At 66.4% G+C, this 26,890-nt stretch carries 25 protein-coding genes and 1 riboswitch; of the genes, 11 read left to right on the top strand and 14 right to left on the bottom strand.

What is annotated here, in order from left to right; genetic code table 11:
• Positions 1 to 2 precede the first annotated feature (2 nt).
• The 11 genes from fliP to fliF all read right to left on the bottom strand — a co-directional run bounded on the left by fliP (position 3) and on the right by fliF (position 11,117).
• The gene (gene fliP / locus B0G69_RS05575; RefSeq protein ID WP_121319124.1) at positions 3 to 827 is read right to left on the bottom strand and encodes a flagellar type III secretion system pore protein FliP; all 825 of its coding nucleotides are present in this window, start codon (positions 825 to 827) and stop codon (positions 3 to 5) included.
• Positions 828 to 841: 14 nt separating this feature from the next.
• Positions 842 to 1,420: a flagellar biosynthetic protein FliO gene (fliO, locus tag B0G69_RS05570; RefSeq protein WP_121315991.1), complete on the bottom strand. Its 579-nt coding sequence runs from the start codon at positions 1,418 to 1,420 to the stop codon at positions 842 to 844.
• The gene (gene fliN / locus B0G69_RS05565) at positions 1,417 to 1,875 is read right to left on the bottom strand and encodes a flagellar motor switch protein FliN (protein WP_121315990.1); all 459 of its coding nucleotides are present in this window, start codon (positions 1,873 to 1,875) and stop codon (positions 1,417 to 1,419) included. Before fliN ends, fliO begins: the two co-directional genes overlap by 4 nt.
• Complete coding sequence (gene fliM / locus B0G69_RS05560) at positions 1,868 to 2,866, bottom strand: flagellar motor switch protein FliM (RefSeq protein ID WP_121315989.1); 999 nt, start codon at positions 2,864 to 2,866, stop codon at positions 1,868 to 1,870. The genes fliN and fliM overlap by 8 nt, the downstream gene beginning before the upstream one ends.
• 64 nt (positions 2,867 to 2,930) lie before the next feature.
• The gene (gene fliL / locus B0G69_RS05555) at positions 2,931 to 3,431 is read right to left on the bottom strand and encodes a flagellar basal body-associated protein FliL (RefSeq protein WP_121315988.1); all 501 of its coding nucleotides are present in this window, start codon (positions 3,429 to 3,431) and stop codon (positions 2,931 to 2,933) included.
• A gap of 547 nt (positions 3,432 to 3,978) precedes the next feature.
• Entirely contained in the window at positions 3,979 to 5,463 is a 1,485-nt protein-coding gene (locus B0G69_RS05550; protein ID WP_121315987.1) for a flagellar hook-length control protein FliK, read from the bottom strand.
• A 59-nt stretch (positions 5,464 to 5,522) separates the two neighbouring features.
• Entirely contained in the window at positions 5,523 to 5,972 is a 450-nt protein-coding gene (gene fliJ / locus B0G69_RS05545) for a flagellar export protein FliJ (RefSeq protein ID WP_121315986.1), read from the bottom strand.
• A gap of 2 nt (positions 5,973 to 5,974) precedes the next feature.
• Positions 5,975 to 7,666, bottom strand: a complete 1,692-nt coding sequence (gene fliI / locus B0G69_RS05540) for a flagellar protein export ATPase FliI (protein WP_121315985.1) — start codon at positions 7,664 to 7,666, stop codon at positions 5,975 to 5,977.
• Positions 7,660 to 8,349, bottom strand: a complete 690-nt coding sequence (fliH, locus tag B0G69_RS05535; protein ID WP_199731142.1) for a flagellar assembly protein FliH — start codon at positions 8,347 to 8,349, stop codon at positions 7,660 to 7,662. Before fliH ends, fliI begins: the two co-directional genes overlap by 7 nt.
• The gene (gene fliG, locus B0G69_RS05530; protein ID WP_121315983.1) at positions 8,336 to 9,331 is read right to left on the bottom strand and encodes a flagellar motor switch protein FliG; all 996 of its coding nucleotides are present in this window, start codon (positions 9,329 to 9,331) and stop codon (positions 8,336 to 8,338) included. Before fliG ends, fliH begins: the two co-directional genes overlap by 14 nt.
• On the bottom strand, positions 9,321 to 11,117 hold the full coding sequence (gene fliF, locus B0G69_RS05525; protein WP_121315982.1) for a flagellar basal-body MS-ring/collar protein FliF: 1,797 nt from the start codon (positions 11,115 to 11,117) through the stop codon (positions 9,321 to 9,323). Before fliF ends, fliG begins: the two co-directional genes overlap by 11 nt.
• Before the next feature lie 251 nt (positions 11,118 to 11,368).
• Between fliF and fliE the strand changes: the two genes are divergently transcribed.
• The 5 genes from fliE (at position 11,369) to B0G69_RS05500 (ending at position 14,716) form a co-directional block, all read left to right on the top strand.
• Positions 11,369 to 11,704: a flagellar hook-basal body complex protein FliE gene (gene fliE / locus B0G69_RS05520; RefSeq protein WP_121315981.1), complete on the top strand. Its 336-nt coding sequence runs from the start codon at positions 11,369 to 11,371 to the stop codon at positions 11,702 to 11,704.
• A 355-nt stretch (positions 11,705 to 12,059) separates the two neighbouring features.
• A complete protein-coding gene (fliS, locus tag B0G69_RS05515; protein WP_121315980.1) occupies positions 12,060 to 12,494 on the top strand; it encodes a flagellar export chaperone FliS in 435 nt (144 codons plus the stop codon).
• Complete coding sequence (locus B0G69_RS05510; protein ID WP_121315979.1) at positions 12,491 to 12,817, top strand: flagellar protein FliT; 327 nt, start codon at positions 12,491 to 12,493, stop codon at positions 12,815 to 12,817. Before fliS ends, B0G69_RS05510 begins: the two co-directional genes overlap by 4 nt.
• 94 nt (positions 12,818 to 12,911) lie before the next feature.
• On the top strand, positions 12,912 to 14,360 hold the full coding sequence (locus B0G69_RS05505) for a flagellar hook-length control protein FliK (RefSeq protein WP_121315978.1): 1,449 nt from the start codon (positions 12,912 to 12,914) through the stop codon (positions 14,358 to 14,360).
• The gene (locus B0G69_RS05500; RefSeq protein ID WP_121315977.1) at positions 14,360 to 14,716 is read left to right on the top strand and encodes an EscU/YscU/HrcU family type III secretion system export apparatus switch protein; all 357 of its coding nucleotides are present in this window, start codon (positions 14,360 to 14,362) and stop codon (positions 14,714 to 14,716) included. Before B0G69_RS05505 ends, B0G69_RS05500 begins: the two co-directional genes overlap by 1 nt.
• A gap of 34 nt (positions 14,717 to 14,750) precedes the next feature.
• On the opposite strand, the gene B0G69_RS05495 is transcribed toward B0G69_RS05500, so the two are convergent.
• Together B0G69_RS05495 and B0G69_RS05490 are read right to left on the bottom strand one after the other, a co-directional pair.
• Positions 14,751 to 16,169 carry a coniferyl aldehyde dehydrogenase gene (locus B0G69_RS05495; RefSeq protein ID WP_121315976.1) on the bottom strand — a complete coding sequence of 473 codons (1,419 nt, stop codon included), beginning with the start codon at positions 16,167 to 16,169 and terminating at the stop codon, positions 14,751 to 14,753.
• A gap of 100 nt (positions 16,170 to 16,269) precedes the next feature.
• Complete coding sequence (locus B0G69_RS05490; RefSeq protein ID WP_121315975.1) at positions 16,270 to 17,955, bottom strand: isovaleryl-CoA dehydrogenase; 1,686 nt, start codon at positions 17,953 to 17,955, stop codon at positions 16,270 to 16,272.
• Positions 17,956 to 18,273: 318 nt separating this feature from the next.
• Here B0G69_RS05490 and B0G69_RS05485 point away from each other — a divergent pair, with 318 nt between their 5' ends.
• Together B0G69_RS05485 and B0G69_RS05480 are read left to right on the top strand one after the other, a co-directional pair.
• Positions 18,274 to 19,932 (top strand): GMC family oxidoreductase N-terminal domain-containing protein, encoded by a 1,659-nt coding sequence (locus B0G69_RS05485; protein ID WP_121315974.1) that lies wholly within the window; start codon positions 18,274 to 18,276, stop codon positions 19,930 to 19,932.
• A 168-nt stretch (positions 19,933 to 20,100) separates the two neighbouring features.
• Positions 20,101 to 21,858 (top strand): OmpA family protein, encoded by a 1,758-nt coding sequence (locus B0G69_RS05480; RefSeq protein WP_121315973.1) that lies wholly within the window; start codon positions 20,101 to 20,103, stop codon positions 21,856 to 21,858.
• A gap of 44 nt (positions 21,859 to 21,902) precedes the next feature.
• Here the strand turns inward: B0G69_RS05480 and B0G69_RS05475 are convergent, their stop codons facing one another.
• Entirely contained in the window at positions 21,903 to 22,865 is a 963-nt protein-coding gene (locus B0G69_RS05475; protein ID WP_121315972.1) for a LysR family transcriptional regulator, read from the bottom strand.
• 113 nt (positions 22,866 to 22,978) lie between these two features.
• Here B0G69_RS05475 and B0G69_RS05470 point away from each other — a divergent pair, with 113 nt between their 5' ends.
• From B0G69_RS05470 to ahcY, 4 genes are all read left to right on the top strand, one after another.
• Entirely contained in the window at positions 22,979 to 23,443 is a 465-nt protein-coding gene (locus tag B0G69_RS05470) for a CidA/LrgA family protein (RefSeq protein ID WP_121315971.1), read from the top strand.
• Between the two features lie 37 nt (positions 23,444 to 23,480).
• Entirely contained in the window at positions 23,481 to 24,203 is a 723-nt protein-coding gene (locus B0G69_RS05465; RefSeq protein WP_121315970.1) for an LrgB family protein, read from the top strand.
• 114 nt (positions 24,204 to 24,317) lie between these two features.
• Positions 24,318 to 25,082 (top strand): glycosyltransferase family A protein, encoded by a 765-nt coding sequence (locus B0G69_RS05460; RefSeq protein ID WP_121315969.1) that lies wholly within the window; start codon positions 24,318 to 24,320, stop codon positions 25,080 to 25,082.
• Between the two features lie 111 nt (positions 25,083 to 25,193).
• Positions 25,194 to 25,330: riboswitch (S-adenosyl-L-homocysteine riboswitch) on the top strand.
• A 33-nt stretch (positions 25,331 to 25,363) separates the two neighbouring features.
• A complete protein-coding gene (gene ahcY, locus B0G69_RS05455) occupies positions 25,364 to 26,785 on the top strand; it encodes an adenosylhomocysteinase (RefSeq protein WP_121315968.1) in 1,422 nt (473 codons plus the stop codon).
• Positions 26,786 to 26,890 lie beyond the last annotated feature (105 nt).

Below are 26,890 nucleotides of genomic sequence, written 5' to 3'. Positions count from 1 at the left end.
GGTTAAACGAAACTCTGCGCGAGCGAGCCGAGCAGCAACTGCCAGCCGTCGACCAGTACGAACAGCATCAGCTTGAACGGCAGCGAGATGGTGGCGGGCGACACCATCATCATCCCCATCGACATCAGCACGCTCGCCACCACCATGTCGATGATCAGGAACGGGATGAAGATCGTGAAGCCGATCGTGAAGCCGGTCTTCAGTTCGCTGGTCACGAACGAGGGCACGAGGAGCGACAGCGGCACGTCTTCCGGACCCTGCATCGGCGCCGCGTGCGAGATGCGCGCGAATAGCGCGAGATCGCTTTCGCGGGTCTGGCGCAGCATGAACGTCTTGAACGGCGCGACGCCGCGCGAGACCGCCTGGTCCATCGAGATCGTGCCGTCGGAAAACGGCTTGTAGCCCTCACTGTAGGCCTTGTCGAGCACCGGCGACATCACGAACAGTGTGAGGAACAGCGCGAGACCGACCAGCACCTGATTCGGCGGCGTGGTAGTCGTGCCGAGCGCCTGACGCAGCAGCGACAACACGATGATGATGCGCGTGAAGCTCGTCATCATCAACACCATCGCCGGGAGGAACGACAGCATCGTGAGCAGCAGCATCGTCTGCACGCTCAGCGAGTAGGTGGTGCCGCCGTTCGGACCGGGGCTCGTGTTGAAAGCCGGCAGCCCGGCGGTTTGCGCGAACGACAGCGTCGGCAGCGCGAGCATCAGCGTGGGCACGACGAGGGGCAGCGCGAGTGGCGCGACACGGCGCAATACTTTGAGTGCGGCTTGCACCGGGGCAGGGCGTGCGTCACGCAGCGACGAAACGCTGACTTGCATGGAACTGAACTGCATTACCGGTCCCCGCCGCCGTGCGCGTTGAAACGTTTGCCTACTTCACCTTTCAAAGCGTCGCGAAAGCGTTGAGCGAAGGTGCCCGGCAGCGGTGCGCGAGCAGCGCCGTTTTGCGGGGCCGTAACGGCGACGCTATCGGGCGTGGCGGAGCCCGCGGGCATCGTATGCAGGAGACGCACGTTGCCGGGCGCCGCGCCGAGCACGAGCCACGTGTCGCCGATCTCGACGACCGCGACGCGCTCCTTGCCGCCGAGCGACGCAGCGCCGACGGTCTTCACGAGCCCGCTGCGCTGGCCCGGCTGCAGGCCGAAGCGGCGCGCGAGCCACGCGCAGCCGAACACCAGACCGATCACGACCAGCAGGCCGACGATCGTTTGCAATACCGCGCCGACGCCGAGCGCCGGAACGGACGAGCCGGCGCCGACACCCGAAGCGATGTTCGCGGCGTTGTTGACCGCGTTCATGTCGGCGGCGTGCGCCGACAGGGGCACGGCGAGCGCCACCGTGGCGACCACGCCGGCGCGAAGCAGGGCTTCGCGCGAAGCGTTCAGCACGGCGCGTGCGGTCAAGCGTTTCATCGATTCAACTTCCGGATGCGTTCGGACGGCGTGATGATGTCGGTCAAACGGATGCCGAACTTGTCGTTCACGACCACCACTTCGCCCTGGGCGATCAGGCAGCCGTTGACCAGCACGTCCATCGGTTCGCCGGCGAGGCCGTCCAGCTCCACCACCGAGCCCTGGGCGAGTTGCAACAGGTTGCGGATCGCGATCTTGGTGCGACCGAGTTCGACGGTCATCTGGACCGGAATGTCCAGGATCATGTCGATGTCGTTGCGCGTCGAGGTCGGCTCGACTTTCGACAGCGGCTGGAACACGCCGGCCGTCGTCGCGCTGACTTCGGCATTGTCGTTCTGCTCGGCCAGCGCGCTGGCCCAGTCGGCCATCGCGTCATCGTCCTCGGCCGCGCCGGCGGCCAGTTGCGGCTCGCCGGCAGCCAGTTCGGCCTCGGGCTTTGCGTTCAGGTCACTCATATCCACCTTCCTTCATCGTGTCGGCTGCGCTGATCATTTTCTGGACCCGCAACGCGTACTGACCATTGAAAATTCCGTAGCCGCATTCCATCACCGGCACGCCGTCGACTTTCGCCGTGATGCGCTCGGGGATGTTGATCGGCAGAACATCGCCTTTGCGCATGTTCAGGATCTGTTCGAACGTGACCGGCACCTGCGCGAGGTCCGCGCTCAGCTCCACTTCCGCCGCCTGCACCTGCTGCGACAGCACGCGCACCCAGCGGCGGTCGATGTCCATCGCTTCGCCCTGAATCGGCGAAGAGAGGATGTCGCGGATCGGCTCGATCATCGAATACGGCATGCAGATGTGCAGCGTGCCGCCCGTCGTGCCGAACTCGATCGAGAACTGCGTGACGATCACGATTTCATTCGGCGTGGCGACGTTGGCGAACTGCGTGTGCATTTCCGAGCGCACATATTCGAACTGCAGCGGCCGCACGCTTTTCCACGACGCCGCGTAGTGCTCGAACGTCAGATTGAGCAGCTTCATGATGATGCGCTGCTCGGTCTGCGTGAAGTCGCGCCCTTCGACGCGGGTATGGAAGCGTCCATCGCCGCCGAACAGGTTGTCGACCACGAAGAACACGAGGTTCGGGTCGAACACGAACAGCGACGTGCCGCGCAACGGCTTCACGTGGACCAGGTTCAGGTTGGTCGGGATCGGCAGGTTGCGGGTGAATTCGCTGTACTTCTGCACCTTCACCGGACCGACGGAGATTTCCGCCGAACGCCGCATGAAGTTGAAAATACCGACGCGCAACAGACGCGCGAAACGGTCGTTGATGATTTCGAGGCCGGGCATCCGGCCGCGAACGATGCGTTCCTGCGTCGCGATGTTGTACGGGCGTACGCTCGAGCGGTCGCTTTGCTCGGCTTCCGAGTCGGACTCGCCGGTGACGCCCTTGAGGAGGGCATCGACCTCCTCCTGGGACATGAACTCTTCGTGGCCCATGGCTTATTCCTCGTGCGTCCCGTGGCGGTTGATGGTGGCAGCGCTAGATAACGTCACTGAGCGTTCACTGCACGACGAATTCGGTGAACAGCACGTCCTGCACGTGGATCGGCGCGGCGCCCTTTTCGGTCGGCTGCGCGATCAGCGTCTTGAGCTCTTCGGCGAGCGCGCGCTTGCCTTCCAGCGGCGCGAGATCGTCGGGGTGCTTGTTCGAGAGCGCGAGCAGGATGTGGCTGCGCACTTCCGGCATGTGCTCGGTGAGCTGCTGCTGGGAGGCGGCGTCGCCGAGCCGGAGCGTGAGGCCGATGCGCAGGAAGTGCTGCTGGCCGTCGTCCGATTGCAGGTTGACCGTCATCGATTCGAGTGGGAAGAACAGCGGCGCCGCGGTCGGCGGCGGCGCGGCTTCCGCTGAGGTCGCGGCGGGCGCGCGTTTGGACATGAAGAACCACACACCCGCGCCGGCTGCGCCCGCGGCGACGATCGCAATGAGGGCGATCAGGATGATGCGCTTCAACGGGCCCGGGGAGGCGGGCGCGGCTTGCTGGTTTGCGGTCGTGGATGCCATGTGGTTTGCTTTGCGTGCCTTTAGTGCTGGTGAGGGTGATTGTTGTTGATTTGGGCTTGGATCGATGGGTCGAAAAGAAGGGGGATTGCGGGCTATCTCTGGTTTTTGGGTTGGTTTTAGGCTGGCGTGTTTGGCTGTTTGCCTTCGGTGTTGGCCTTTCCTTGAGTTCGCGGTGGTCTATTGGCGTTGCCCCTGTGCGGGGCGGCACTTACTTTCTTTGCCGCCGCAAAGAAAGTAAGCAAAGAAAGCGGCTTCACACCGCTAATTCTTAAGCGGGTCCCCTGGCTTGGAGGGGGTAGTGGTGCATCTGGAATCAGCGCCCGCGCACATTCAGCCTTAGCGACAAGGCAGTCATTCTTCCGGCGGCGCTGCGCGCGCCGTCGCGGTCGTTCATCGAACCGGTGGAGTGCTCAGGGGCCCTCGAATCGAGAAGTCGTTGGGGGCTGCTTTCAGGTCAAGAAAAGCCCGGGCCTCCGCGCGCGTGCAATTGGCGCGCGAACGGCCGCAGGTCGCATGCAAAGGCCGCTCCGCGGCCAAGCGTCAGGCGTCAGGCGAATGTATCGACCAGCCCAACCTTGCGCTTCACCGCGACGTTGGCCACCGTGTCTATCGTGTCCGATGTGCCGCCGCCAAACGATCCGCCGCCGCTGCCGGATTTGCCGCCCGTGCGGCCCGAATCGGCGTTCTGTTGCTGGCCGCTGCTCTGGCGCGCGAAGCCGTCGCTGACGCTCGCGCTGCCCAGCCCGATGCCGTTCGATTCCATCGCCTCGCGCAGCTTCGGTAACGCCGCCTCGACCGCCTCACGTACCGACTGGTGCTGCGAAACGAACAGCGCATGCGCGTGGTTGTCGGCGACCTGCAAGACGACTTGCAGCGGGCCGAGATCCTTCGGGTTCAACGTCAGTTCGGCACTCTGCGAATGCGCGTTCGACAGGAACACCACCTTCTGGCTCAGCGCCTCTTCCCAGTCGGTCGTGCCGACCTGCGGCGCCAGTGCGTTCGCCGCTTCCGCCGCGCTCGCGGTGCCTGTGCTTTGGGCGGCGGCCGTCGTCGCGGCGCTCGCCGCGGCTTGCGTGGCGGCCAGGGCCGCAGTCGCCGCGTCGGCCGCGCTCTTGAAGGACGACAGGTTGTCGGTTTGAGCGCCAGCAGCCGTGGCCGTCAGCGTGTCAACCGCTGACTTGGCCGCCGCAGCCGGGTCGGTCAGCGTCGTCGGCGCAGCCGTCGCCGTCGTGGCGCCCTTCGATGCGTTCAAGCCCTTGCCTTCGCCGAATAGCCCGCTCGCGAGCGACTTGCCGTCCGCCGAGCCGTTCAGCCCGCCGTTCGCGCTCGCCAGTCCGCTCGCCGCTGCCGCGCCGCTCGCCAGCGCCTGCGCCGGCACCGTGCCCTGGCCGCTCGCCAGTGCGGCGAGCGCAGCCTGCAATGCGTCCTGCAACGACTTCGGATCGGTAGCGGTGGTTTTCTTGCCTGCCGCCAGGCCGGGTGTCGTGGCGGTGGCCGTGCCGGTCAGCGCGGCCGCGGCGTCGGTCAAGGCCGTGGCGGGATCGGTGGTCGTCGTGGCGCTGTTTGCGTCGGCCTGAGCTTGCGCCTGGCCCTGAGCTTGCGCGTGTGCGGCGGCCGCCGCTGCAGCCGCGCCTGCATCAGCTGGTGTCGTGTTGTTGCCGGATTTCGCCGGCGTCGTCGGGGTTTTGTCGTTCGACGCCTGCTGCGCGTGATCCGGAGATGTTGTGGATGAAGCCGCGTTCGTCGAACTGTCGCTGCTGCTGTTGCTGCTCTGCGCGTCGTTTGCCTGTTGCGTGGCGGAATCGGCCGGCGGCGCGTCGTGCACGCTCGACGAAGCCGCCGACGATGACGAAGCCTGCTGCTGGCTCGCGCTCTGCGCGGCCGCGTTGCTCTGCTGGTCGATGCTTTGCTGCAAGGTTTGCGAGAACGGCTTGGCGCTCGCCGCGGCGGCCATCGCCGCGCTGGTCGACGAGTTGCCGGCGGAGCCGAGCAGCGAACCGATTTGTGAGCCGATCTGTGAAAGAAGCGACATAAGGAATCCTGTCAATCTGTCATACGGGTGGTCGGTGAGACGGGGCGACGCTCGCCCCCTCAGATGCCTTCGGCGCGCATGCGCAGAATCCGCGCGGCGAATTCGTCGGCGTCGCGCTGATCGCGCCGCGCGACGGTTTTTGCTTCGGCTGCTTCGCCGCGCGCCTGCAGCACTTCGTAGGAGCCGAGCTTTTGCTTCTGGCGCTGCCAGTCGGGCTTCGCCGCTTCGACACGGGCGGTGGCCGTCGCGAGCAGATTGCGCTGCTGGTCGATGGCGGCGTCGAGCGTGTCGATGAACGCCTGGAAGTTGCGCATGTTGCCGGCGGGCATGCCGCTCTGGGCGGTCGTCGTGAAGCGCGAGTGGTATTCATCGCGGTACTGCACGAGCGCATCGAGCTGCGCCTCGACGTCGTTGCGCTCGCGCTGCGCGCGGCCGAGACGCTGCGCGGCGGCGTCCACATCGTCCTGCGCGAGGCCGATGAGCGTCTTGATCGGAAAGTGCTTCGCCATCGTCAGCCTCCTTGGGCAAACAGTGCGTCCAGCATCTCGACGCTGGGTTCAAAGTTTGCGCATTCGCGAAAACCTTGCTGCAAAAATGCTTCCATCCGCGGATACAGCGCGATTGCGCGATCGAGCACAGCGTCGCGCCCGCTCGAATACGCGCCGACGTTGATCAGATCGCGGTTGCGCTGATAGCGCGACAGCATCTGCTTGAACATACGCGTCTTGTTCAGATGGTTATCGTCGATCAGCGCGGTCATTGCCCGGCTAATCGACGCTTCGATGTCGATCGCCGGATAATGGCCGGCCTCGGCGAGCGAGCGCGACAGCACGATGTGGCCGTCGAGAATCGCTCGCGCGGAGTCGGCGATCGGGTCCTGCTGGTCGTCGCCTTCGGTCAGCACGGTGTAGAACGCGGTGATCGAACCGCCGCCCGCCGGGCCGTTGCCGGTCCGCTCGACGAGCGCCGGCAGCTTGGCGAACACCGAAGGCGGATAGCCCTTGGTGGCGGGCGGCTCGCCCACGGCCAGCGCGATTTCGCGCTGCGCCATCGCGTAGCGGGTCAGCGAGTCCATGAGCAGCAGCACGTGCTTGCCCTGGTCGCGGAAGTATTCGGCGAGTGAAGTGGAATACGACGCGGCCTGCATCCGCAACAGCGGCGAGACGTCGGCCGGCGCCGCGATGACCACGGAGCGCGCGAGACCTTCCTCGCCGAGAATCTGCTCGATGAATTCCTTCACTTCGCGACCGCGTTCGCCGATCAGGCCGATTACGATCACCTCGGCGCTGGTGTAGCGCGCCATGGTGCCGAGCAGCACCGATTTACCGACGCCCGACCCGGCAAAGAGCCCCATGCGCTGACCACGGCCGACGGTCAGCAGCGCGTTGATCGCGCGCACGCCGACGTCGAGCACCTTGTGAATCGGCTCGCGGTTCAGCGGATTGATGACCGGCGCGGACAGCGGCGCGTCGGCGTGCGCACCGAGCGGGCCGAGTCCGTCGAGCGGACGGCCCGACGCGTCGAGCACGCGGCCGAGCAATTCCCAGCCGACCGGCAGACGTTTCGCGCCCGCCATCGGGTCGGCGATCGGCGCGCTTTCGAGCGGATAGACGCGTGCGCCGGGCAGCAGGCCGATTACTTCGGTGGTCGGCATCAGAAACAGTTTGTCGCCGGAGAAGCCGACGACTTCGGCTTCGGCCATCGGCAGCGAACTGCCGAGCGGCAGTTCGATCATCACCTCGGCGCCGACCGACAGGCGCAGGCCGACCGCTTCGAGCACGAGGCCGGCGGCGCGCGTCAATCGTCCGCACGCGCGCAGCGGCTTCGCGATCGCATTGCGCGCGCGCAGTGCGTCGAGGCGGCCTCGCCAGGCTTGCATGTGCGGGTTGCTGTCGAGCGCGGGGTCGTAGGCTGCGTGGATGGCGGCAGTGGAGGCAGCGCCTGGAGCGGCGGAATCACGGCTCGCGGCGGTGCCCGTCGCCGGATGCGCGTGAGCCGGGTCGCGCAAGGCCGCTTCGATCGCGGCAACCGCGGCCGCGGCGGACGTCACCGAAGATGTCGCCGCCGAGGTCGCCGCGGGCATGACCCCATCCGCCGCATTCACATCCGCAAGCGCTTCGGCGCCGAACGACGCCAGCGCCAGTTCGCGTTCGAGCGGCGTCAGGTCGCTGGCGCGAATCTCTTCGAGGGTCGGCTTCACCATGTGCTCACCTTGCCGAGCGCGGCCGCGACACGTTCCCAGCGCGTGTCGATGCCGGCATCCACTTCGCCGGTGCCGGCCTGGGCGCGGCAGCCGCCGCGTTCGACCGACGCATCCGTGCGCACTGTCCAGCCGCGCGTTTGCAACTCTTCCATCAGATAGGCCTCGACGACCGGCAGATCCGCGGGACTCACGATCAGGGCCGGCGCGCCGACCAGCGCGGGTTCGGTGGCCAGCACCTCACGCGCGGCGGCGATCAGCGCGGTCGGGTCGTGCTGCACGTGCTGGCGCACCACCTGCTGCGCGATGTCCAGCGCCAGCGCGACCAGCGTTTCGGAGATCGCGCTCTGGGCGCCGTCGAGCGCCGTCTTGAAGGTCGCCGCCAATGCGGCGAGCCGCGCCGCTTCTTCGCGCGCTTCGCTCTGGCCCTGCTCGAAACCCTGCGCATGACCCTGGTCGTAACCGGCCTGGTAGCCGAGCGCCTGGCCGGCCACGTGGCCGGACGCGATGCCCTGCGCGTGCGCGGCGTCGCGCAGGCGTTCCAGTTCGGCTTCGAACGCGGCGCCGTCGTCGACTTCGGGCTCGGGCGGCGGCGCCGGCGGCACCGGATCGAACGAGGCCATCTCCCAGCGCTGGTAGGCCGAGAGGCTTGCCTTCGCCGAGGAGTTCTGATCAGACATATGCATCTTCCGCCTTGCCGCCTAGCACGATCTGACCGCTCTCGGCCAGATTGCGCACGATCTGCAGGATGCGGCGCTGTTGCGTTTCGACTTCGGAGACCCGCACCGGACCGCGTGCATCGAGGTCTTCGGCGAGCAGTTCGGCCGCGCGTTGCGACATGTTCGACAGGAACTTCTGGCGCAGCGCGGGCGGCGCGCCCTTCAGCGAGATGATCAGCGCCTCGGACTCGACTTCCTTCAGCAGCAGCTGGATCGCGCGGTCTTCCAGATCGAGCAGGTTCTCGAACACGAACATCTGATCGATGATCTTCTGCGCAAGTTCCGCGTCGTACTGGCGGACGTTCTCGATGACGCCTTCCTCGTGGTTGCTCGACATGAAGTTGAGAATCTCGGCCGCCGTGCGGATGCCGCCCATCGGGCTGCGCTTGAGGTTGTCGCTGCCGGACAGCAGGCCCGTCAGCACGTCGTCGAGTTCGCGCAATGCGGCCGGCTGGATGCCGTCGAGCGTGGCGATGCGCAGCAGCACGTCGTTGCGCAGCCGCTCGGTGAAGCAGGCGACGATTTCCGACGCCTGATCGCGGTCCAGATGCACGAGGATGGTCGCGATGATCTGCGGATGCTCGTTCTTGATCAGCTCGGCGACCGCCGCGGAATCCATCCACTTCAGGCCTTCGATGCCGCTGGTATCGCTGCCTTGCAGGATGCGGTCGATGATCGCGCCGGCCTTGTCGTCGCCGAGCGCCTTGGTCAGTACCGAACGGATGTACTCGTTCGAATCGAGCGACATGCCGGTGTGCTGCTCCGCTTCCTTCACGAACTCCTGCAGGACTTCGTCAACCTGCTCGCGGGTCACGTTCTTCAGCGCGGCCATCGCGACGCCGATCTTCTGGACTTCGCGCGGCCCGAGGAACTTGAACACCTGCGCGGCTTCTTCCTCGCCGATCGACATCAGCAGCAGCGCGCTCTTCACTACGCCTTCAGCGCTCATCGGACACCCAATTTTTCACGACGGTTGCAACGATCTTCGGATCCTGGCGCGCGATGCTGCGCGCGAATTCCAGGTTCCGCTCGTATTTGTGTTTCGCGTTTTCGAGCGCGAGCGTTTCGCTGTCGGTCTCGATCTCGACCACGGCGCCATCGCGCTCCGCAGCCGGAATGCCGTCCAGCAGAACCGGCTCGTCCGGCGAGTCCAGCGCGGCCACGGCGACCGGTTCCGGCGGCGGGAAAGCGCGGCGCAGGGCCGGCTTCACCATCACGAAGTAGAGGAACAGGGCCACCGCGCCGATGCCGAGATAGGTGGCGATCTGCTTGTAGAGCGCCAGCATGTCCGGCGTGCGCCACCACGGCAGGTTCGCATTCGGATCGATGTCGGCGGTGAACGCGCTGTTGACCACGTTGACCGAGTCGCCGCGTGCCGCGTCGAAGCCCATCGCGTCCTTCACCAGTTGCGTGACCTGCGCGAGCTTGTCGGCGGTGACCGGCTGCATGGTCACATTGCCCTTCGCGTCGGCCACCCGCAGGTAGTTCACCACCACCGCCACCGACAGACGCCGGATACCGCCCATCGGCCGGTCGACATGGCTCACAGTCTTGTCGAGCTCGTAGTTGGTGGTCGAATCCTTGCGGTCGCTGACCGGCGTGGTCGTGACGCCGCTCGCGCCATTGCCCGCCGTGATCGGCGCGGAGGCCGGTTGCGGCGGTTGGTTCGACAGCGCGCCGGGCACGCCCGAAGCGCCGCCTTGCGACATTTCGGTGGCGCTGCTCGACTGCTGGCTGCGGATCGCCGCCTGCTGCGGGTTGCCGTTCGGGCTGTAGTTTTCCGAAGTCTGTTCGCTGTGCGAGAAGTCGATGTCGGCGCTGACCTGCGAGTGCGCGTTGCCCGCGCCGAACAGCGGCGCGAGGATCGCGTTGATGCGCTGCTGCGTGTTGCGCTCGATCTGCTGGCGGTACTTCAGTTGCGTCGCGTCGAGTCCGCTGCCGGTGGTCGGCTGCGTCAGCAGGTTGCCGTCCTGGTCGAGGATCGTCACGCCATGCACCGGCATTTCCGGCACCGCCGACGACACCATGTGCGTAATCGCGACCACCTGGCCTTCGTCGAGCACGCGGCCCGGATAGAGGTTCACCAGCACGGCCGCCGACGGCGCTTCCTTGTCGCGCACGAATACCGAGGGCTTCGGAATCGCCAGATGCACGCGCGCGGACTTCACCGTCGAAATCGATTCGATCGTGCGTTCCAGTTCGCCCTCCAGCGCGCGCTGATAGTTGATCTGCTCGTCGAACTGGCTGATGCCGAACTTCTGGTTGTCCATCAGCTCGAAGCCGACCGAGCCGCTCTTGGGCAGGCCTTGCGAGGCGAGCCGCAGACGCATCTCGTGCACCTGCTCGGCCGGCACGAGGATCGCGCCGCCGTTGTCGGAGATCTTGTACGGAATGTTGGCCTGCTGGAGCGCGGCGATGATCGAACCGCCGTCGCGGTCGGACAGATTGCTGAACAGCACCTTGTAGTCCGGCGCGCGCGACCACAGGAACAGGCCCGCCACGATCGCAACCAGCAGTGCGACCGCGAAGATCAGCGGGGCGCGCGGGTTGCCGCGCATCTGCGCGAGGCCCGACAGACGCTGGGTGAAGTTGCCGCCCATGCCGCCCAGGTTGCCGCCGAGCCCGCCCAGGTCGGCGCCGGCCTGGCCGGCGCCGGCCGCGCCGGTGCCAGGCTGCGCGCCGGCCAGCCCCATGCGGGCGTCGGGGTTGATCAAAGAGTTGGCTGACGAATCCATGCGTCGGGTATCTCCGGGATGCCTTTGCGTTCTGCCGCCTGAGCGCGCCGAGGGTCGGCGGGCGTACGGACAGAGACTTTCACCCTTGAAATTATCCGCAGCGCCGCTCAACCCGATTGCTTGAATAGAGCGGGGTTTCCCCTCTACTTTCGGGGCTGTTGCGACGGGGGCGCTTGCTATGCTTCGGTTCAGATCGGTACGGCTGTGCAGTGCGGCTATAACCCGCCGGTCCTTCATTCAACGGAGAGAACATGACCATGCCCGTGAACGCGCTCTCGTCGGCGCTGCAACAGATGCAGGCGATGGCGGCGCAGGCGGCCGGCGGCACGACCCCGGCGGCCGAGCAGTCCGGCGCGGCGACCACCGGCGGCTTCGCGTCGGCGCTGAAGGCGTCGCTCGACAAGATCAGCAACGACCAGAAAACCGCGATCGGCGAATCGCAGGCGTTCGAACTGGGTTCGTCGAACGTGTCGCTGAACGACGTCATGGTCGACATGCAGAAGGCCAACGTCGGCTTCCAGTTCGGCCTGCAGGTGCGCAACAAGCTGGTTTCCGCCTACAACGACATCGCGCAGATGGCGGTCTGAGCGAGCCGCCCGCGGCTTCGCCCGGCTGAACCTGCGCGGGCCTGCACGAGCTTGCTCGACTGCCGGCAGCGCCGCCCGCGACGGCGGTGCACTCGCTGGCGTTCGCGCCTTCGCGGGCGTGGCGCAGTCGCTGCGGCCCGCATGCGGCCGGCGTGGTTCGCCATGGAGACTGGCGAGCCCCGTCGCCCATGGCGCAGGCTCGTGCGCGATACGCCCCTTATTCCTCCTTACATCGGCCTAAAGCTTTGTCGTTGCGTATCCGATAACCCGGATACAGGGCAACTTCGGGCGCTGCGATGCTCCGAACGGCCATGCCACGACCAAAACCGCAGTCTGTATGAGAAGAGGAGCGCCGATGTTTTCCCAAGGACACGCTGGAGCCAATGCGTATGCACGCGTCGGTGTCGAGACAAGTGTGATGGGCGCAAGTCCGCATCGTCTGATCGTGTTGCTGTACCAGGGTGCAAGGCAGGCGATCGCGCAGGCGCGGATGCATTTGCAGCAAGGCAATGTGGCCGAGCGTGGCATGGCGATCAGCAAGGCGATTCGCATTGTCGAAAGCGGGCTGCAGCAGTCGCTCAACCTTGAGGTGGGCGGCGAGATTGCAGAGCGGCTGAACGCGCTGTACAGCTACATGGCGCGCCGGCTGCTCGAAGCCAATATCAAACAGAGCGAGACGATGCTCGTCGAAGTCGACGGCCTGCTGGCGACGCTCGAAGAAGCATGGATCGGCATTGGCCCGGAGATCGCGCGGATGGCAGCCCAGCCGGCCGCGGAAAGCATGAGATGACATCGAACGCAGAATATTTTGCCCGCTACGAGGCGATCGCAGCGATTTCCTGCCGCATGCTGACGGCTGCCCGGCGCGCACTGTGGAACGACCTGGTCCACTTGCAGGAGGAGTACCGGCATCTGGTGGAAGCGTTGAAGGAGGCCGACTCCGATGTGAAGCTCGACGACGCCGAGCGTCTGCGTAAATACGCGCTGATCCGCCAGATTCTCGCGGACGACGCCGCCATCCGGGATCTGGCGAATCCGTGCATGGCCAACCTGTCGGCGCTGTTCGCCGGACGGCCGACGCGCGTGCTCAAGGAACTGTACGGCGCGCGCTGAGCCGGCGTGCGTACGCCGCGTCTCCGGATCGCGGAGCCAGACCGGACTGATTTGAGATTGAGCGCGCTGCCGCCAATGTGACCAAGGAATCGGCATGAACGGAATTGACACGGCCATCGCTTCGGTGCTTACGAGCCGGGTCGACAGTCTGCTCAACATCGCGCCGGGCAGTACGGCCACCTCGCAGACCGGTGCGGCGGGTGTCGATGCCGCGCCGATTACGGTATCCCCGGCCGCGCCGTCCACGCCGCCGCCTTCCGCGCAAACCGCGCTTTCCGCCGTCGCGCTGACGCTCAATGCGATCGCGCACGCGGGCGGCGAGGCCACCCTGGCGGTGCTCGGCCAGACGCCGATCTGGCCGGCCGCACCGGCGCTCGATATTGAAGTCGGCGGCTTGCCGCTGTTCGACACCTCCGCCGAGTCCACCACGCTGAAGGGAAATCCCGCCACTGCCGGCACGACGACCACGGCTGCTGCGGCCACCGCCAGTATCGCGGCAGCCCAGGTGCCGGTCGCGGCGCTCGCGGCCGCGCTCGAACGGACCGTGAGTGATACCGGTCTGTTCTACGAAGCTCATCTCGCGCAATGGCTGGCCGGCCAGCGCTCGCCGGCGGACCTCGCCGACGAGGCGCAAAACAAGCTGGTGGCGGCCGCGCAATTACCGCTCGACTGGACCAACGAAGACGGCGACGCGCCGCTGCCGAACGGCTCGATGCGGCAAGGCACCGGCACTACTTCCAATGGCGGCGTGCAGGGCGGCGCACCCGAGAACGCCGCCACGGCCCGCGCGATGCCGTCGATCCTGACCGCGCAGGCCGCACGTTTCGTCGCCGGTGAAGTGCTGGCCGATTTGCTGTCCGACCTGGCCGGCCAACCCGCGCATGCCGGGCTGCACAGCGCGGCGGCGCAAACCGCCGACACGGGCGCGGGGCAGAATTCGCCATCGATGGCCGCGGCGGTGCATCCCGCGACCGTGCCGCTGGTGAGGCAGCAACTGGATCTGCTCGCGACCGGGCAGTTTCGCTGGAGCGGCGAAGCGTGGCCGGGCGCGCGGCTCGACTGGACCATCGAGCAGGACGGCGACGAATGGGACCGCAGCGGCGGCGGCATGGCGAGCGAGGATGACCAGCCCTGGCGCACGCGCCTGACGTTGTCGCTTCCAACGCTCGGCACCGTCGACGCCGAATTGACGCTGACCGGCATGCGGCTCATGGCGCGCGTGCAGGCGAGTGCGGGCGGCGCGGCGCGGCTCGCGATGCAAGGGGAAAGCTTCCGGCAGCGGCTCGCCGCGGCGGGCATCGAACTGAACGGCCTGACGATCCGCGAGATCGGCGGTGGCGTGCCTGGCGCCGCGGCCACGGCGGCGAGCGCGGCGCAGGCGCAGGCCGCGGCATCGGCCTATGCGCGCTCGGCGTCGACGGCGGGGTCGGCTTCCGCAACCTCCGCGAGCCCGGCGGCCGACGCCGCGACGGCGGCCCGCCGCAACACGCGCGGCGCTCGCGCGCCAGCCGCGCCGGGCAACGATTTCGACTGGGATATCTGATGAGCCGCACACACCGCCGCACCGCGGCCGCGCTCGTCTACGACACGCAAAGTGGCGACCCCGCGCCGCGCGTGGTCGCCAAAGGCTATGGGCTGCTGGCCGAAATGATCGTGCAGCGGGCCAAGGAAGCGGGCCTGTATGTCCACGAGGCGCCCGAGATGGTCTCGCTGCTGATGCAGGTGGACCTCGACGCGCGTATCCCGCCACAGCTTTATCAGGCGGTGGCGGAATTGCTCGCGTGGCTGCATCGGCTGGAAAGCGGCGCCGAGGATGAACCGGCACACGGCGGCGCCACCGCGCAGGACGTGACCGACGTGGTGGCCAGCGAGATCGAGGGCGGTACGGCGCAGCGCTAGACGGCGCCCGCTCTGCGCGGCCTGGACGGATTGATCAGAAGCGCATCATCAACTTCAGCAACGCGTTGACCCGCCTGCCATACGGCGGCGCGATCCAGCCGCGCGCGTTCAGCCGCGACTGCGTCAGCACCGGCTTCATCTTCGAGAAGGTCACGAAGCCTTCATAGCCGTGATACGCGCCCATTCCGCCCGCGCCCACCCCGCCGAATGGCAGGCTTTCGCACGCGAGGTGCATCAGCGTTTCGTTGACCGCCATGCCGCCCGCGATCGTTTCGAGCGTCACGCGTTCGATTGTCGGCGCATCGTCGGCGTACAGATACAGCGCGAGCGGACGAGGGCGCGTGGTGATGTACGCGATCGCGTCGTCGAGCGTGTCGTAAGGGATGATCGGCAGCAGCGGCCCGAAAATTTCCTCCTGCATCAGCGCGCATTCGTCGGGCGCGTTCGTGACGACGGTCAGCGGGAAGCGGCGGCTCGCCGGATCGGGCGCGGTGTCGGTCAGCGCATGCAGTTGCGCGCCGCCAGCGCGGGCTTCGTCGGCGAGACGCTCGAGCCGCGCGAAGTGGCGCGGCGAAATGATTGACGTGTAATCCCGGTTGGTCGCAAAGGCGGGATACATCTTCGCCATCCGCGCGCGCGCCCGCTCGATGAACGCCTGCTCCGTGCCGCGCGGCACCAGCACGTAGTCCGGCGCGACGCAGGTTTGGCCCGCGTTGAACGTCTTGCCGGCGACGAGGTTGTCGACTGCGTTGTCAAAGCGCGCCTGCGCGCCGATGATCGCCGGCGACTTGCCGCCGAGTTCAAGCGTGACCGGCGTCAGATGCTCGGCCGCCGCGCGCATCACTTCGTGGCCGACCCTGGTCGAGCCGGTAAACAGCAGGTGATCGAACGGTTGCGCGCTGAACGCGGCGCCGAGCGTCGCGTCGCCATTGACCACCGCGACGTGATTGCGCGCGAAGGTCTGGCTGATTAGCTGCTTGAACAGCGCCGACGTTCGCGGCGTCAGTTCGGACATTTTGATGATCGCGCGATTGCCCGCGGTCAGCGCGCTGATCAGCGGCCCGGCGGCAAGCAGCACCGGATAGTTCCATGGCACGAGAATGCCGACCACGCCGAGCGGCTGCGGCACGACCTTCGCGCGCGCCGGCAGCAGCCATTTGCTGGTGCTGCGGCGCTGCGGTTTCATCCAGCGTTTGCCGTGTCTGAGCGCGGCGTCGATCTCTTCCTTCACCAGCAGGAACTCGGCGAGCAGCACCTCTTCTTTCGCGCGATTGCCGAAGTCCGCGCTCATCGCGTCGGCGAGCGCGTCGCGATTGTCGAGCATGACCTGGCGCAACGCTTTCAGATGCGTGGCGCGCGTGTCCCACGACGGGTACGGCGCGCGCAGGTAGGCATCGCGTTGATCGCGCAGTAGTGCTTCGAGCGCGGCGAGCTCGGGCAAATCCTTCTTCATGCGGGCCCACTCCCTGATTGGATGGCGGTGCGCGTTGGGTCGCGCTTATTGATCTGGCGGTATCTGCTTCGAGTGTTTCACATTGATGTAGGCGCGAATCTCACGCGGGAAACGCGCGTTCGATGATCGCCGCATGATCGAACGTGGCCGGCAGCGTGCCGTACACGCGGCCGCTTTCGCCGCAGCCCTCGGCGAGACGCGTCGTGATGAACGCGTCGGCGATCGCGGCGGGCGCATGTTCGACGAGCAGCGTGGCCTGCGCGATCAGCACGATCTGCTGGGCGATCCGGCGCGCCGACGCCTCGCGCTCATCGGCCGGGCCGTTGAGCGTGGCGGCCAGCTTGCCGAGCGCGGCGCGCAACGCCGGCTGCGCGCCTGCCTGCGCCTGCCACGCGGCGAACAGCGCTTGCGCTGCCTCCGGCTCACGCTCCAGCGCGCGCAGCACGTCGAGGCACATCACGTTGCCTGAGCCTTCCCAGATCGAATTCACCGGCGCTTCACGGTAGAAGCGCGCCATCGGACCGGTTTCGACGTAGCCGTTGCCGCCCCAGACTTCCATCGCCTCACCGGTGAATTCCAGCGCCCGCTTGCAAACCCAGTACTTCGCCGCCGGCGTGACGATGCGCCGCCACGCGCGCTCGGCGGGTGAGCTGGACGAAGCGTCGGCGGATGCCTCGAACGCGCGCGCGAGGCGCATGAACAGCACCGTTGCCGCTTCGGACTCCAGGGCGAGATCGGCCAGGACGTTGCGCATCAGCGGCTGGTCGGCCAACTGCCGGCCGAACGCGCTGCGATGGCGCGCATGGTGGATCGCCTGCACCAGCGCCGCGCGCATCAACGCCGCGCTGCCGATCACGCAATCGAGCCGCGTGTAGTTCGCCATTTCGATGATGGTCGGCACACCGCGCCCTTCGTCGCCGATCATGACGCCGAACGCGTCGAGGAATTCGACTTCGCTGCTCGCATTCGAGCGATTGCCGAGCTTGTCTTTAAGACGCTGAATCTGCACGGTGTTCTTGCGGCCGTCCGGCGCGAAACGCGGCACGTAAAAGCACGACAGGCCGGTGTGATCGTCGGTGCGCGCGAGCACGAGATGGGCGTCGCACTGCGGCGCGGAGAAAAACCACTTGTGCCCGACGAGCCGGTAGGCGCCGTCGCGCCCCCCGGCGGCGAGCGCATGCGCGTGAGTCTGGTTGGTGCGCACATCCGAGCCACCCTGTTTCTCGGTCATACCCATGCCGATCATCGCGGACGTTTTCTGCGTGAGCGGCACGTCGCGCGGATCGTGCTCGCGGGAGTAGAGCTTGTCGCGCAACGTATCGAACAAGCCGGGCTCGCGCTGCAATACCGGGATGCTGGCGAAGGTCATCGTCAACGGACAGAGCGAACCGGATTCGAGCTGCGCATGCAGAAAGTAGCCGGCGCAGCGTGCGGCCATCGCGCCGTTTTGCGGATCGGAGAACGGCAGCGCATGCAGTCCCTCGCGTCGCAAAAGCGAAAGCAGCGTATGCCACGAGGGATGGAACTCCAGCGCGTCGATGCGCTCGCCGCGCGGGCTGTGCGTGAACAGTTCGGGTGTGTGACGGTTGGCCAGTTCAGCGAGCGCCAGCGTCTCGGGGGCGGTGAGCGCCGCGCCATGCCGCAGCAGGGCTTCGCGATGCCAGCCGGCACCGTCGCGTTCGAGGGCGGCGGACAACGCGACGTCGCTGGAAAAGAGGTTGTAGTCCGCTAGCGGCGGGACCTGATTCGTCACGTCGTGCGTCTGGCCGAAGTGATGCCGTTCCATGTGCTGTCTCCGTTCACCGCAGGCTCGCCGGTGCTGATCGACGGGAGCTGCGACGGTGTGCCGTTTAATCGCCGCGTGTCGTGCCGCACGCTGGGGGAGGGCGCCGGCCGCGCCCTGTTTGAATGACGTGCGCGGCCGGCTGGCGGGCGGGCGCGCGTCTTTCATCATAGGGGCGCGGCCGCGCTTGCGTTTAGAGGAATCGCTCTGGCGCGCAGGCGGCGCGGCCTTGGAGCGCTCCTTACAATGCCGCTGAAACACACGTAGACAAGTGTGCATGAGACAGGGTGCGCGAGCAACGCGGCCCCTCAGGAGGAGCGGATGCAATACGACTACATCATTGTCGGCGCGGGCTCGGGTGGCTGCGCGCTGGCGAGCCGTCTCGCGGATAGCTGCCCCGATGCGACGATCGCACTGATCGATGCCGGTCCGCACACTGACCGCAATCTGTTCGTGAACATGCCGCTCGGCGTGGCGGCCGTGGTGCCCAACAAACTCAAAACCAATTACGGCTATCTGACGACGCCGCAGCCAGGCTTGGGCGGGCGGCAAGGCTATCAGCCGCGCGGGCGCGGCGTCGGCGGATCGAGCGCGATCAACGCGATGATCTATACGCGCGGCCATCCGCTCGATTACGACGAATGGGCGCAGCTCGGTTGCGATGGTTGGTCGTGGGCCGAGGTGCTGCCGTACTTCCGCCGCGCCGAAGGCAACGAGCGCGGCGCCGACGCGTGGCACGGCGACGCCGGCCCGCTCACCGTTTCCGACTTGCGCTACCGCAATCCGTTTTCGACGCGCTTCGTGCAGGCCGCGCTCGAAGCCGGCTACCAACCGAATCGCGATTTCAACGGGGCGGACCAGGAAGGCATCGGCTTCTACCAGGTGACGCAGCGCGATGGCCGCCGCTGCAGCGTCGCGCGCGCTTATATCTACGATCGCGCGCGCTCCAATCTGCACACGATCGCCGATGCGACCGTGCTGCGCGTCAACTTCGACGGCAAACGCGCGAGCGGCCTGGAGATCGTGCGCGGCGGCCGCACCGACACGCTCGAAGCGCGCGCCGAGGTAGTGCTGGCGGCGGGCGCGTTCAATTCGCCGCAACTGCTGATGTGCTCGGGCATCGGGCCGGCGGCGCATCTGCAATCGCTCGGCATCGCCGTGCTGCACGACGCGCCGGAGGTCGGCCAGAACCTGATCGATCACGTCGATTTCACGATCAACAAGCGGGTTGCGTCGATCGAGCCGACGGGTTTTTCGGTGCGCGGGATTGCGCGGATGCTGCCGCAGTTCGTCACTTTCATGCGCCACGGGCACGGCATGCTGTCGAGCAACGTCGCCGAGGCGGGCGGTTTTCTGAAGAGCCGGCCGACGCTCGCGCGGCCCGATCTGCAACTGCATTTCTGCGCGGCGATCGTCGACGATCACAACCGTCACATGCATTGGGGCCACGGCTACTCGCTGCACGTGTGCGTGTTGCGCCCTCACAGCCGCGGCATGGTGACGCTCGCGAGTGCCGATGCGCGTACCGCGCCGGTCATCGATCCACGTTTTTTCAGCGACGCGCGCGATCTCGATCTGCTGGTGGACGGCGTGAAGATGGCGCGGCGCATTCTCGATGCGCCGTCGCTCGCGCTGCATGGCGGCGCCGAGTTGTACACGCATGCGGGACAGTCGGACGCGCAATTGCGCCAAACCATCGCCGGGCACGCGGACACGATCTACCACCCGGCGGCCACCTGCCGGATGGGCGGCGACGCTCGCTCGGTGGTCGATCCGCAACTGCGGGTGCGCGGGGTGAGCGGCTTGCGGATCGTCGATGCCTCGGTGATGCCGACGCTGATCGGCGGCAACACCAATGCGCCGACGGTGATGATCGGCGAGCGCGCGGCCGAGCTGATCGCGGCCAGCCGCCGTGATGGCGCGACGGGGCTGAGCACGTCGCCAGCGGGCATCGGCGGCATGGCGGCGCGGGCCGCCTGAGCACATCAAAGTCCCCAATCTGTTTTCATTTTCAGGGCAAATTTGAACAACGTCGGTCAATTGTCATAAATTGTCCAGCTTCGATTTTGAGATTCCTCAGCTCCTATAATCGCGCCGCGAAAAAGAGCGCGTCATGTGGCGCGCCCGGAATTTCAAGGAAGCGAAGCAATGAGTCTCAATGTGATCCAGTTGGTTCAGTCCGTGCTGACGGACGATATCGTGCGGCAACTCGGCGCACGCCTGGGGCTGCCGGCGGAAACCGCCCAGAAAGCGTTGACTGCCACCGGCCCCGCGCTCGTCGCAGGCCTGATGCACAAGGGGGCGACGCTCGAAGGTGCGCGCTCGCTGTTCACGACGATCCTTTCACCGGAGGTGGACGGGCACATCGCCGAACAGTTGCCGCATCTGCTCGCCAGCACGAGCGGTTTGAACCAGCTGGAAACCGTCGGGCGCCAACTGCTCGAACGCGGGCTCAATCGCCCAACCGATCTGGTCAGCGACGAGGTCGCCCGGCAAACCGGCGCGCCCGCGCACGCCGCGCATGCGATCACGGGCATTGTGGGCGCAACGCTGTTCGGCGTGCTCAAGCGGCATCTGCTCGACGGCCGGGGCAATGTCGGCCAGTTGCCTGCTTTGCTGAGCCAGCAGCTTCCCGTCATTACGCCGTATCTGAACGACCATCTGCTGGGCGCGCTGGGCGTGGGCGGCCTGAGCGCGTTCACCGGCAGCATCCTGTCGCAACTCAAAGCGGTATCGGCGCATATCGACCAGCCCACACCGGCCGGCAAGCCGGTGCCGGAAATGCTGGCGCCGATCCACGTGCCGGCGGACGCGGTGGTGCGCGAAGAGCGCCGGTCGCACGCGTGGCTCTGGTGGCTGCTGGCGGCCGTCGCGGCCGTGCTGGCTTTTCTGTTTTTGCGCGGCTGCCACGGCGGGTCAGGCGGCGGCGAGGCGATTTCCGCGACTAGCGGCGCGCAAACGGCTGTTGCTGCGCAGCCGGCTTCCGCAGCGCGCGTAGCGTCGGGGACGCCAGCCACCGCCACGGCAGCGAGCAGCGATGCCGCCGCGTCGACGGTCGAAGCCAGCGCCGCCGCGGCGAGCGCCGCCAGCGCGCCAGCCGCCGCGCTCGAGCCGACCAAAGACAGCCAGCTCGCCTTTACCGTCAACGCCGCCGGCAAGCCGACGCTCACCGCCACGGTCGGCAACGAAGCGGAAAAGACCCAGTTGATCGACGAACTGACGAAGCGGCTGGGCGTCGCCAATGTTGTCCAGAACGTCACGGTCGATCCGCAGGTGAAGCCCGCCGACTGGCTCGCGCATCTCGACGGCCTGTTTCCGTTGATGGCGCTGCCGGGCGCTGAAGTGAAAGTGGACGGCACGCGCGTCGAACTCAGCGGCAGCGCGGCCGACACGAAGCTCGGCTGGCTCGGCAAGCTGAAGTCGCTGTTCGGCGCGTCGTATCACATCGGTACGTTCGATGTCGCGCACGCGGTCGCCGACGCCACCGAAAACTTCCGCAGCGCGGTCAAAGGATTGTTCGCACCCGATAGCACGTGCGTGGCGGCGGACATCGTTAAGGTGCTGAATCTGCAGGTAATCAATTTCGCGAGCGCGAGCGCCCGTGTGCCGGCTTCGGCGGTGGAAGACCTGAACCAGTCGGCGCGGGGGTTGAACGCCTGTGTGCACAACGGTAAGACGGTGCGGCTCGAAGTGGCCGGCTATTCGGATAACGTCGGCGGCGCGCAAGCCAATCTGCAACTGTCGAAGAAGCGCGCCGAGGCGGTTCGCGCGTATCTCGTCAACGCAGGTGTGCCGGCCGACTCGTTGATCGCGCAAGGCTACGGCGATGCGAATCCGGTCACGAGCAACGACACGGCTGGCGGGCGCTTCACCAACCGTCGCATCGAATTCGTCGCGCAGCCGTAATTGGCTGCGTCACGCGCGGGCATCGGATGCCGGCCGGCATTCTGTCATTCGGCGGGCGGAGTTCGCGTCGGCGGCGCGATGCCCGTCATGCCGATGCCCGGACCCAGCATGAAATCGTCGCCGGCCTGGCCGGGCAACGCCTCGCGCGCGACGTCGAGCCACGCGCGCGCGGCATGCGACAGATAACCGTTGCGGCGCCAGCCGATCGCCATTTCCCACCGAATCTCCGGGTCGACCACCGGCAGGCAGGTGAACTGCGCCGGGTCGAGCCGGCGGCAATACGGCGCGGGCAGCAGCGCGATGCCGACGCCGGCCAGCACCAGCGCCGCCATGAAATCCCAATGCCCGCTTCGCCCGACGATGGTCGGCGCGAACCCCGCCGTGCGGCACGCGTTCAGCACGACATCGTTGAGCGCGAGGCTCTCGCCGTAGAACACGAACGGTTCGCTGGCGAGTTGCGCAAGCGGCACCTCGTGCAAGTGATCCCAGCGCGAGCCGGTACGCGCGACGAGCCAGAGCAACTGGCGCGTCATCGGCAGCACCTCGATGTTTTCCGGGTCGACCGGTTGCAGCACGCCACCCAACTCCAGCTCGCCGTTGATCAGCGCCGCTTCGATCGCGCGCGAGCCCTGCTCGAAAAGCTTCAGCTCGATCTTCGGATAACGCTGGCGGAACGCAGCGATGGCCGGCGTGAACAGCGAGCCGCCCATCGGCGGAATGCCGATGGTGAGCTCGCCACGGCCGAGCGTGTCGAGATCGTTCAGTTCCGCCTGCAATTGCGCGTGCGCCGCCAGCACGTCCTGACCGCGCTGGTAGACGATACGGCCAGCATCGGTCAGCACCATCTGACGACCGTCGCGCAGCAATAGCGGTGAGCCGATCTCGTCTTCCAGTGACTTGACCATCTTGCTGATGGTCGGCTGCGTAACGAACATCTGCTCGGCCGCGACGGTGAAGCTCTGTTGACGAACCACTTCGACGAAATACCGCAGCGCACGTAGTTCCACGATCCCGGCCTCCGGAATTCCAAATTGGAATGATTTGAATGATTGTAAGTCATTATATTTATGTTGCGGTGCAACCTATACTGGCTTTCATTCGAAGTCACCCAGGGATTCCCATGACGACGCCCGTTCCCGCTTACACCGCCCGTGCCCACGCCGGCCGCGCCAGCGGTGCGTTGCGCGTCGCGCGGATCGTCGTGCAAAGCGCCGCGCTGGCGGGTCTGTGGGTCGTCGCCGATTTCGCCGTGCGCATGCTCCACCTGCCGGTGCCGGGCGGCGTGGTCGGCCTGGTCGTGTTGCTCGCGCTGCTGTTTTGCGGTGGTATCGCGCCGCGCTGGGTCAAGGCCGGCGCGGACTGGCTGCTGTCCGACATGCTGTTGTTCTTCATTCCGGCCGCGGTTGCCGCCGTGCAGTACGGCGGGCTGTTCCGCGAGGACGGCTGGCGTCTCGCGCTGGTGGTGGTCGGCGGCACGCTGATGGTGATGATCGCGGTCGCCTTCGCGGTCGAGCAGGCTGCCCGCCTCGAGCGGCGCCTTGCGCTGCGCCGCGTGATGGTCGCGCGGCACGCGGCGCGCACCTGAGTTTTCCTGATCTGCCATTGCCGCCCAAGCCCCCTCGATGAGCACGCTCTATTCGTCCCTGTTCGCCGACGATGCCTCGCGTCTGATCGCAGCCGGCTGTTTCGTGCTGACGGTGGCGCTGTATTTCGCGTCGAAGGCGCTGTACGCGCGCTTCAGATCGCCGTGGCTGACGCCGCTGCTGGCAGTGCCGGCCGTGCTCGCGGCGATTGTCGTGCTCGCGCACATTCCGTATCCCATCTACTTCCAGGACACGCGCTGGCTGATGTGGCTGCTCGGGCCCGCGACCGTTGCGTTCGCGGTGCCCATCTACGAATACCGTGAACTGCTGAAGCGGCACTGGATTTCGCTGACGGTCGGCGTGACGGTGGGGATCGTCGTGGCCGTTGGCGGCTCGTTGATGCTCGCGAAGCTGCTGCATCTGTCGCCGGAGTTGCAACGCAGCCTGATGACCCGCTCGGTGTCGACACCGTTCGCGCTCGCCGTCTCCGACCGGATCCACGCACCGCGGGATCTCACCGCGCTCTTCGTGATCGCCACGGGTGTCTGCGGGATGCTCTTCGGCGAACTCGTGCTGGGTCTCGTGCCGCTGCGCACGCGACTCGCGCGCGGCGCGCTGTTCGGTGCGGCGGCGCATGGCGTGGGGACAGCGAAAGCGCGCGAGCTCGGTAGCGAAGAAGGCGTGGTCGCCAGTCTGACCATGATGATCGCCGGCGTGGTGATGGTGCTGCTCGCGCCGATGCTGGGGCTGCTGCCAATTTAAGGCAGCGGCCCGCCGATCAGGTCGTCGAGACGCCGCGTTTTCAAGATGGACGCCGCGAGAAGCGGGCTAACATCGACGGCTTTCCAACGTCGACCCACACGCCCGCTTCAACTCATGATGCCCGTCTCGATCCTCATTCCCTGCTACAACGGCGCGGCCACGCTCGCTCGCGCGTTGCAAAGCTGTCTGATCCAACCTGAAGCCGCGCAAATCGTCGTGGTGGACGACGGTTCGACCGATGCGTCCGCGGAAATCGTCGCCCATTACGGCCGCCTCGATCCGCGTGTGGGTCTGCTGTGCATGCCGTACAACGGCGGCGCGGCGCGGGCGCGTAACTGGGGCGCGCTGCACGCCTCGCACGATCTGCTCGCCTTCCTCGACGCCGACGACGAATACCTGCCCGGCGCACTGCACGCAGCAAGCGCGTTCCTCACGCAGAATCCGGCGGAAGTCTCGGTGCGGCTCGACGTCGAGTACACGGATTTTCCCGTCGAACTCACCGCGCATCCCGACTTCGCGTTACACGCGCAGACGCTCAGCAATACGGTGCCGAGCAGCCTGATCATCCGCCGTGCAGTGTACGCAGCGCTCGGCGGCTTTCCGATGGACGATGCGTTTCGACGCCTGGGCGGCGAAGACGGCGCGTTTTCGTGGGCGCTGCGCGAGATTTTCGGCAACCCGCGTCTCGATGACGTGAAGCGCGTGCGCATGCATTACCACGCAGGCATCCACGCCGAACGCTACTTCCGCGTTGCGCTCGGACTGCAGATTCCGGCCGCGGCCGATATCGCCGATGCGTTCCGCTTCTCCCGGCAGTTCCTCAACACCGCTCGCGCGGGCATCGGGCGATTGCGCGCGGCGCGGGTGATCGAAGGCTGACGCCTGCCAGGCGGGCTCCGCCGCCACGCTCCCCACCCCATCCCGCCGCTGCGCGATCCACGCCGCGCCCGCGCGCCCCGAAGCCATCTCGATTTGCTACAATCGCCGTTCGTCTTCGAGGAGCGTTGCGACGGGTACCGCGAATCAGCATATTCGCCGGCCGCCCGCCAGGCTCGAAGGCTTCAATCGGAGGGGTCGGACGCGCATCGCGCTGTCCTATCTACCGCATCGAACCGCGCTCACGTCAAATTTCTAGTCAATTTCTTAGAAAGGAGGGCGTGATGAACGCCGCAGTTATCGATTCGCAAGCTTCCAAAGATTTCATCGTTGCCGACATGTCGCTTGCCGACTGGGGTCGCAAGGAACTCACCATTGCCGAGACGGAAATGCCCGGTCTCATGCAAACGCGTGAAGAGTACAAGGCGCAGCAGCCGTTGAAGGGCGCGCGCGTCGCAGGTTCGCTGCACATGACGATTCAGACCGGCGTGCTGATCGAGACGCTCACCGCGCTCGGCGCCGATGTCCGCTGGGCTTCGTGCAACATCTTCTCGACCCAGGACCATGCCGCTGCGGCCATCGCGCAAGCCGGCACGCCGGTGTTCGCGTTCAAGGGCGAATCGCTCGACGAATACTGGGAATTCTCGCACCGCATCTTCGAATGGCCGAATGGCGAATTCGCCAACATGATCCTCGACGACGGCGGCGACGCCACGTTGCTGCTGATCCTCGGCTCGAAGGCGGAGAAAGACCGTTCGGTCATCTCGAAGCCGACCAACGAAGAAGAAGTCGCGCTGTACAAGTCGATCGCGAAGCACCTCGACGCGGACCCGACGTGGTACTCGACGCGTCTGTCGCACATCCAGGGCGTGACGGAAGAAACCACGACCGGCGTGCACCGCCTGTATCAGATGGAAAAGGAAGGCCGCCTGCCGTTCCCGGCGATCAACGTCAACGACTCGGTCACGAAGTCGAAGTTCGACAACCTGTATGGCTGCCGTGAGTCGCTGGTCGACGGCATCAAGCGCGCGACCGACGTGATGATCGCGGGCAAGATCGCGGTGGTCGCCGGTTACGGCGACGTGGGCAAGGGCTGCGCGCAATCGCTGCGCGGTCTGGGCGCCACCGTGTGGGTGACCGAAATCGATCCGATCTGCGCGCTGCAGGCGGCGATGGAAGGCTATCGCGTCGTGACGATGGAATACGCCGCCGACAAGGCCGACATCTTCGTGACGGCCACCGGCAACTACCACGTGATCGGCCACGACCACATGAAGGCGATGCGCCATAACGCGATCGTCTGCAACATCGGTCACTTCGATTCGGAAATCGATGTCGCGTCGACCCGTCAGTACCAGTGGGACAACATCAAGCCGCAAGTCGACCACATCATTTTCCCGGACGGCAAGCGCGTGATCCTGCTGGCCGAAGGCCGCCTCGTGAATCTGGGTTGTGCGACGGGGCACCCGTCGTTCGTGATGTCGAACTCGTTCACGAACCAGACGCTCGCGCAGATCGAACTGTTCACGCAGGGCGAGAAGTACGAGAACAAGGTGTACGTGCTGCCGAAGCATCTGGACGAGAAGGTCGCCCGTTTGCATCTGGCGCGCATCGGCGCGACCCTGACCGTGCTGTCCGACGATCAGGCCGGCTACATCGGCGTCGACAAGAACGGTCCGTTCAAGCCGAACCACTACCGTTATTAAGCACGCGGGCGGTTTTCGCATGACGGCTTGAAGACAGGGCGGCGCGTAATGCGCCGCTTCGTTCGCCATGCCCTCATTTTCCCGTGCTTTTTCCGTCAATGGACA

The organism is Paraburkholderia sp. RAU2J, assembly GCF_003634845.1.
Lineage (GTDB): Bacteria > Pseudomonadota > Gammaproteobacteria > Burkholderiales > Burkholderiaceae > Paraburkholderia > Paraburkholderia fynbosensis.
The sequence above is the reverse complement of the archived record's forward strand: the minus strand, read 5'-3'. Positions and strand labels throughout refer to the sequence as shown.

What these genes read in the sequence shown, in the direction of transcription:
- fliP (WP_121319124.1), bottom strand. Translation starts at nt 827, where the DNA reads ATGCAAGTCAGCGTTTCGTCGCTGCGTGACGCACGCCCTGCCCCGGTG.
- fliO (WP_121315991.1), bottom strand. Translation starts at nt 1,420, where the DNA reads ATGAAACGCTTGACCGCACGCGCCGTGCTGAACGCTTCGCGCGAAGCC.
- fliN (WP_121315990.1), bottom strand. Translation starts at nt 1,875, where the DNA reads ATGAGTGACCTGAACGCAAAGCCCGAGGCCGAACTGGCTGCCGGCGAG.
- fliM (WP_121315989.1), bottom strand. Translation starts at nt 2,866, where the DNA reads ATGGGCCACGAAGAGTTCATGTCCCAGGAGGAGGTCGATGCCCTCCTC.
- fliL (WP_121315988.1), bottom strand. Translation starts at nt 3,431, where the DNA reads ATGGCATCCACGACCGCAAACCAGCAAGCCGCGCCCGCCTCCCCGGGC.
- B0G69_RS05550 (WP_121315987.1), bottom strand. Translation starts at nt 5,463, where the DNA reads ATGTCGCTTCTTTCACAGATCGGCTCACAAATCGGTTCGCTGCTCGGC.
- fliJ (WP_121315986.1), bottom strand. Translation starts at nt 5,972, where the DNA reads ATGGCGAAGCACTTTCCGATCAAGACGCTCATCGGCCTCGCGCAGGAC.
- fliI (WP_121315985.1), bottom strand. Translation starts at nt 7,666, where the DNA reads ATGGTGAAGCCGACCCTCGAAGAGATTCGCGCCAGCGACCTGACGCCG.
- fliH (WP_199731142.1), bottom strand. Translation starts at nt 8,349, where the DNA reads ATGCATATGTCTGATCAGAACTCCTCGGCGAAGGCAAGCCTCTCGGCC.
- fliG (WP_121315983.1), bottom strand. Translation starts at nt 9,331, where the DNA reads ATGAGCGCTGAAGGCGTAGTGAAGAGCGCGCTGCTGCTGATGTCGATC.
- fliF (WP_121315982.1), bottom strand. Translation starts at nt 11,117, where the DNA reads ATGGATTCGTCAGCCAACTCTTTGATCAACCCCGACGCCCGCATGGGG.
- fliE (WP_121315981.1), top strand. Translation starts at nt 11,369, where the DNA reads ATGACCATGCCCGTGAACGCGCTCTCGTCGGCGCTGCAACAGATGCAG.
- fliS (WP_121315980.1), top strand. Translation starts at nt 12,060, where the DNA reads ATGTTTTCCCAAGGACACGCTGGAGCCAATGCGTATGCACGCGTCGGT.
- B0G69_RS05510 (WP_121315979.1), top strand. Translation starts at nt 12,491, where the DNA reads ATGACATCGAACGCAGAATATTTTGCCCGCTACGAGGCGATCGCAGCG.
- B0G69_RS05505 (WP_121315978.1), top strand. Translation starts at nt 12,912, where the DNA reads ATGAACGGAATTGACACGGCCATCGCTTCGGTGCTTACGAGCCGGGTC.
- B0G69_RS05500 (WP_121315977.1), top strand. Translation starts at nt 14,360, where the DNA reads ATGAGCCGCACACACCGCCGCACCGCGGCCGCGCTCGTCTACGACACG.
- B0G69_RS05495 (WP_121315976.1), bottom strand. Translation starts at nt 16,169, where the DNA reads ATGAAGAAGGATTTGCCCGAGCTCGCCGCGCTCGAAGCACTACTGCGC.
- B0G69_RS05490 (WP_121315975.1), bottom strand. Translation starts at nt 17,955, where the DNA reads ATGGAACGGCATCACTTCGGCCAGACGCACGACGTGACGAATCAGGTC.
- B0G69_RS05485 (WP_121315974.1), top strand. Translation starts at nt 18,274, where the DNA reads ATGCAATACGACTACATCATTGTCGGCGCGGGCTCGGGTGGCTGCGCG.
- B0G69_RS05480 (WP_121315973.1), top strand. Translation starts at nt 20,101, where the DNA reads ATGAGTCTCAATGTGATCCAGTTGGTTCAGTCCGTGCTGACGGACGAT.
- B0G69_RS05470 (WP_121315971.1), top strand. Translation starts at nt 22,979, where the DNA reads ATGACGACGCCCGTTCCCGCTTACACCGCCCGTGCCCACGCCGGCCGC.
- B0G69_RS05465 (WP_121315970.1), top strand. Translation starts at nt 23,481, where the DNA reads ATGAGCACGCTCTATTCGTCCCTGTTCGCCGACGATGCCTCGCGTCTG.
- B0G69_RS05460 (WP_121315969.1), top strand. Translation starts at nt 24,318, where the DNA reads ATGATGCCCGTCTCGATCCTCATTCCCTGCTACAACGGCGCGGCCACG.
- ahcY (WP_121315968.1), top strand. Translation starts at nt 25,364, where the DNA reads ATGAACGCCGCAGTTATCGATTCGCAAGCTTCCAAAGATTTCATCGTT.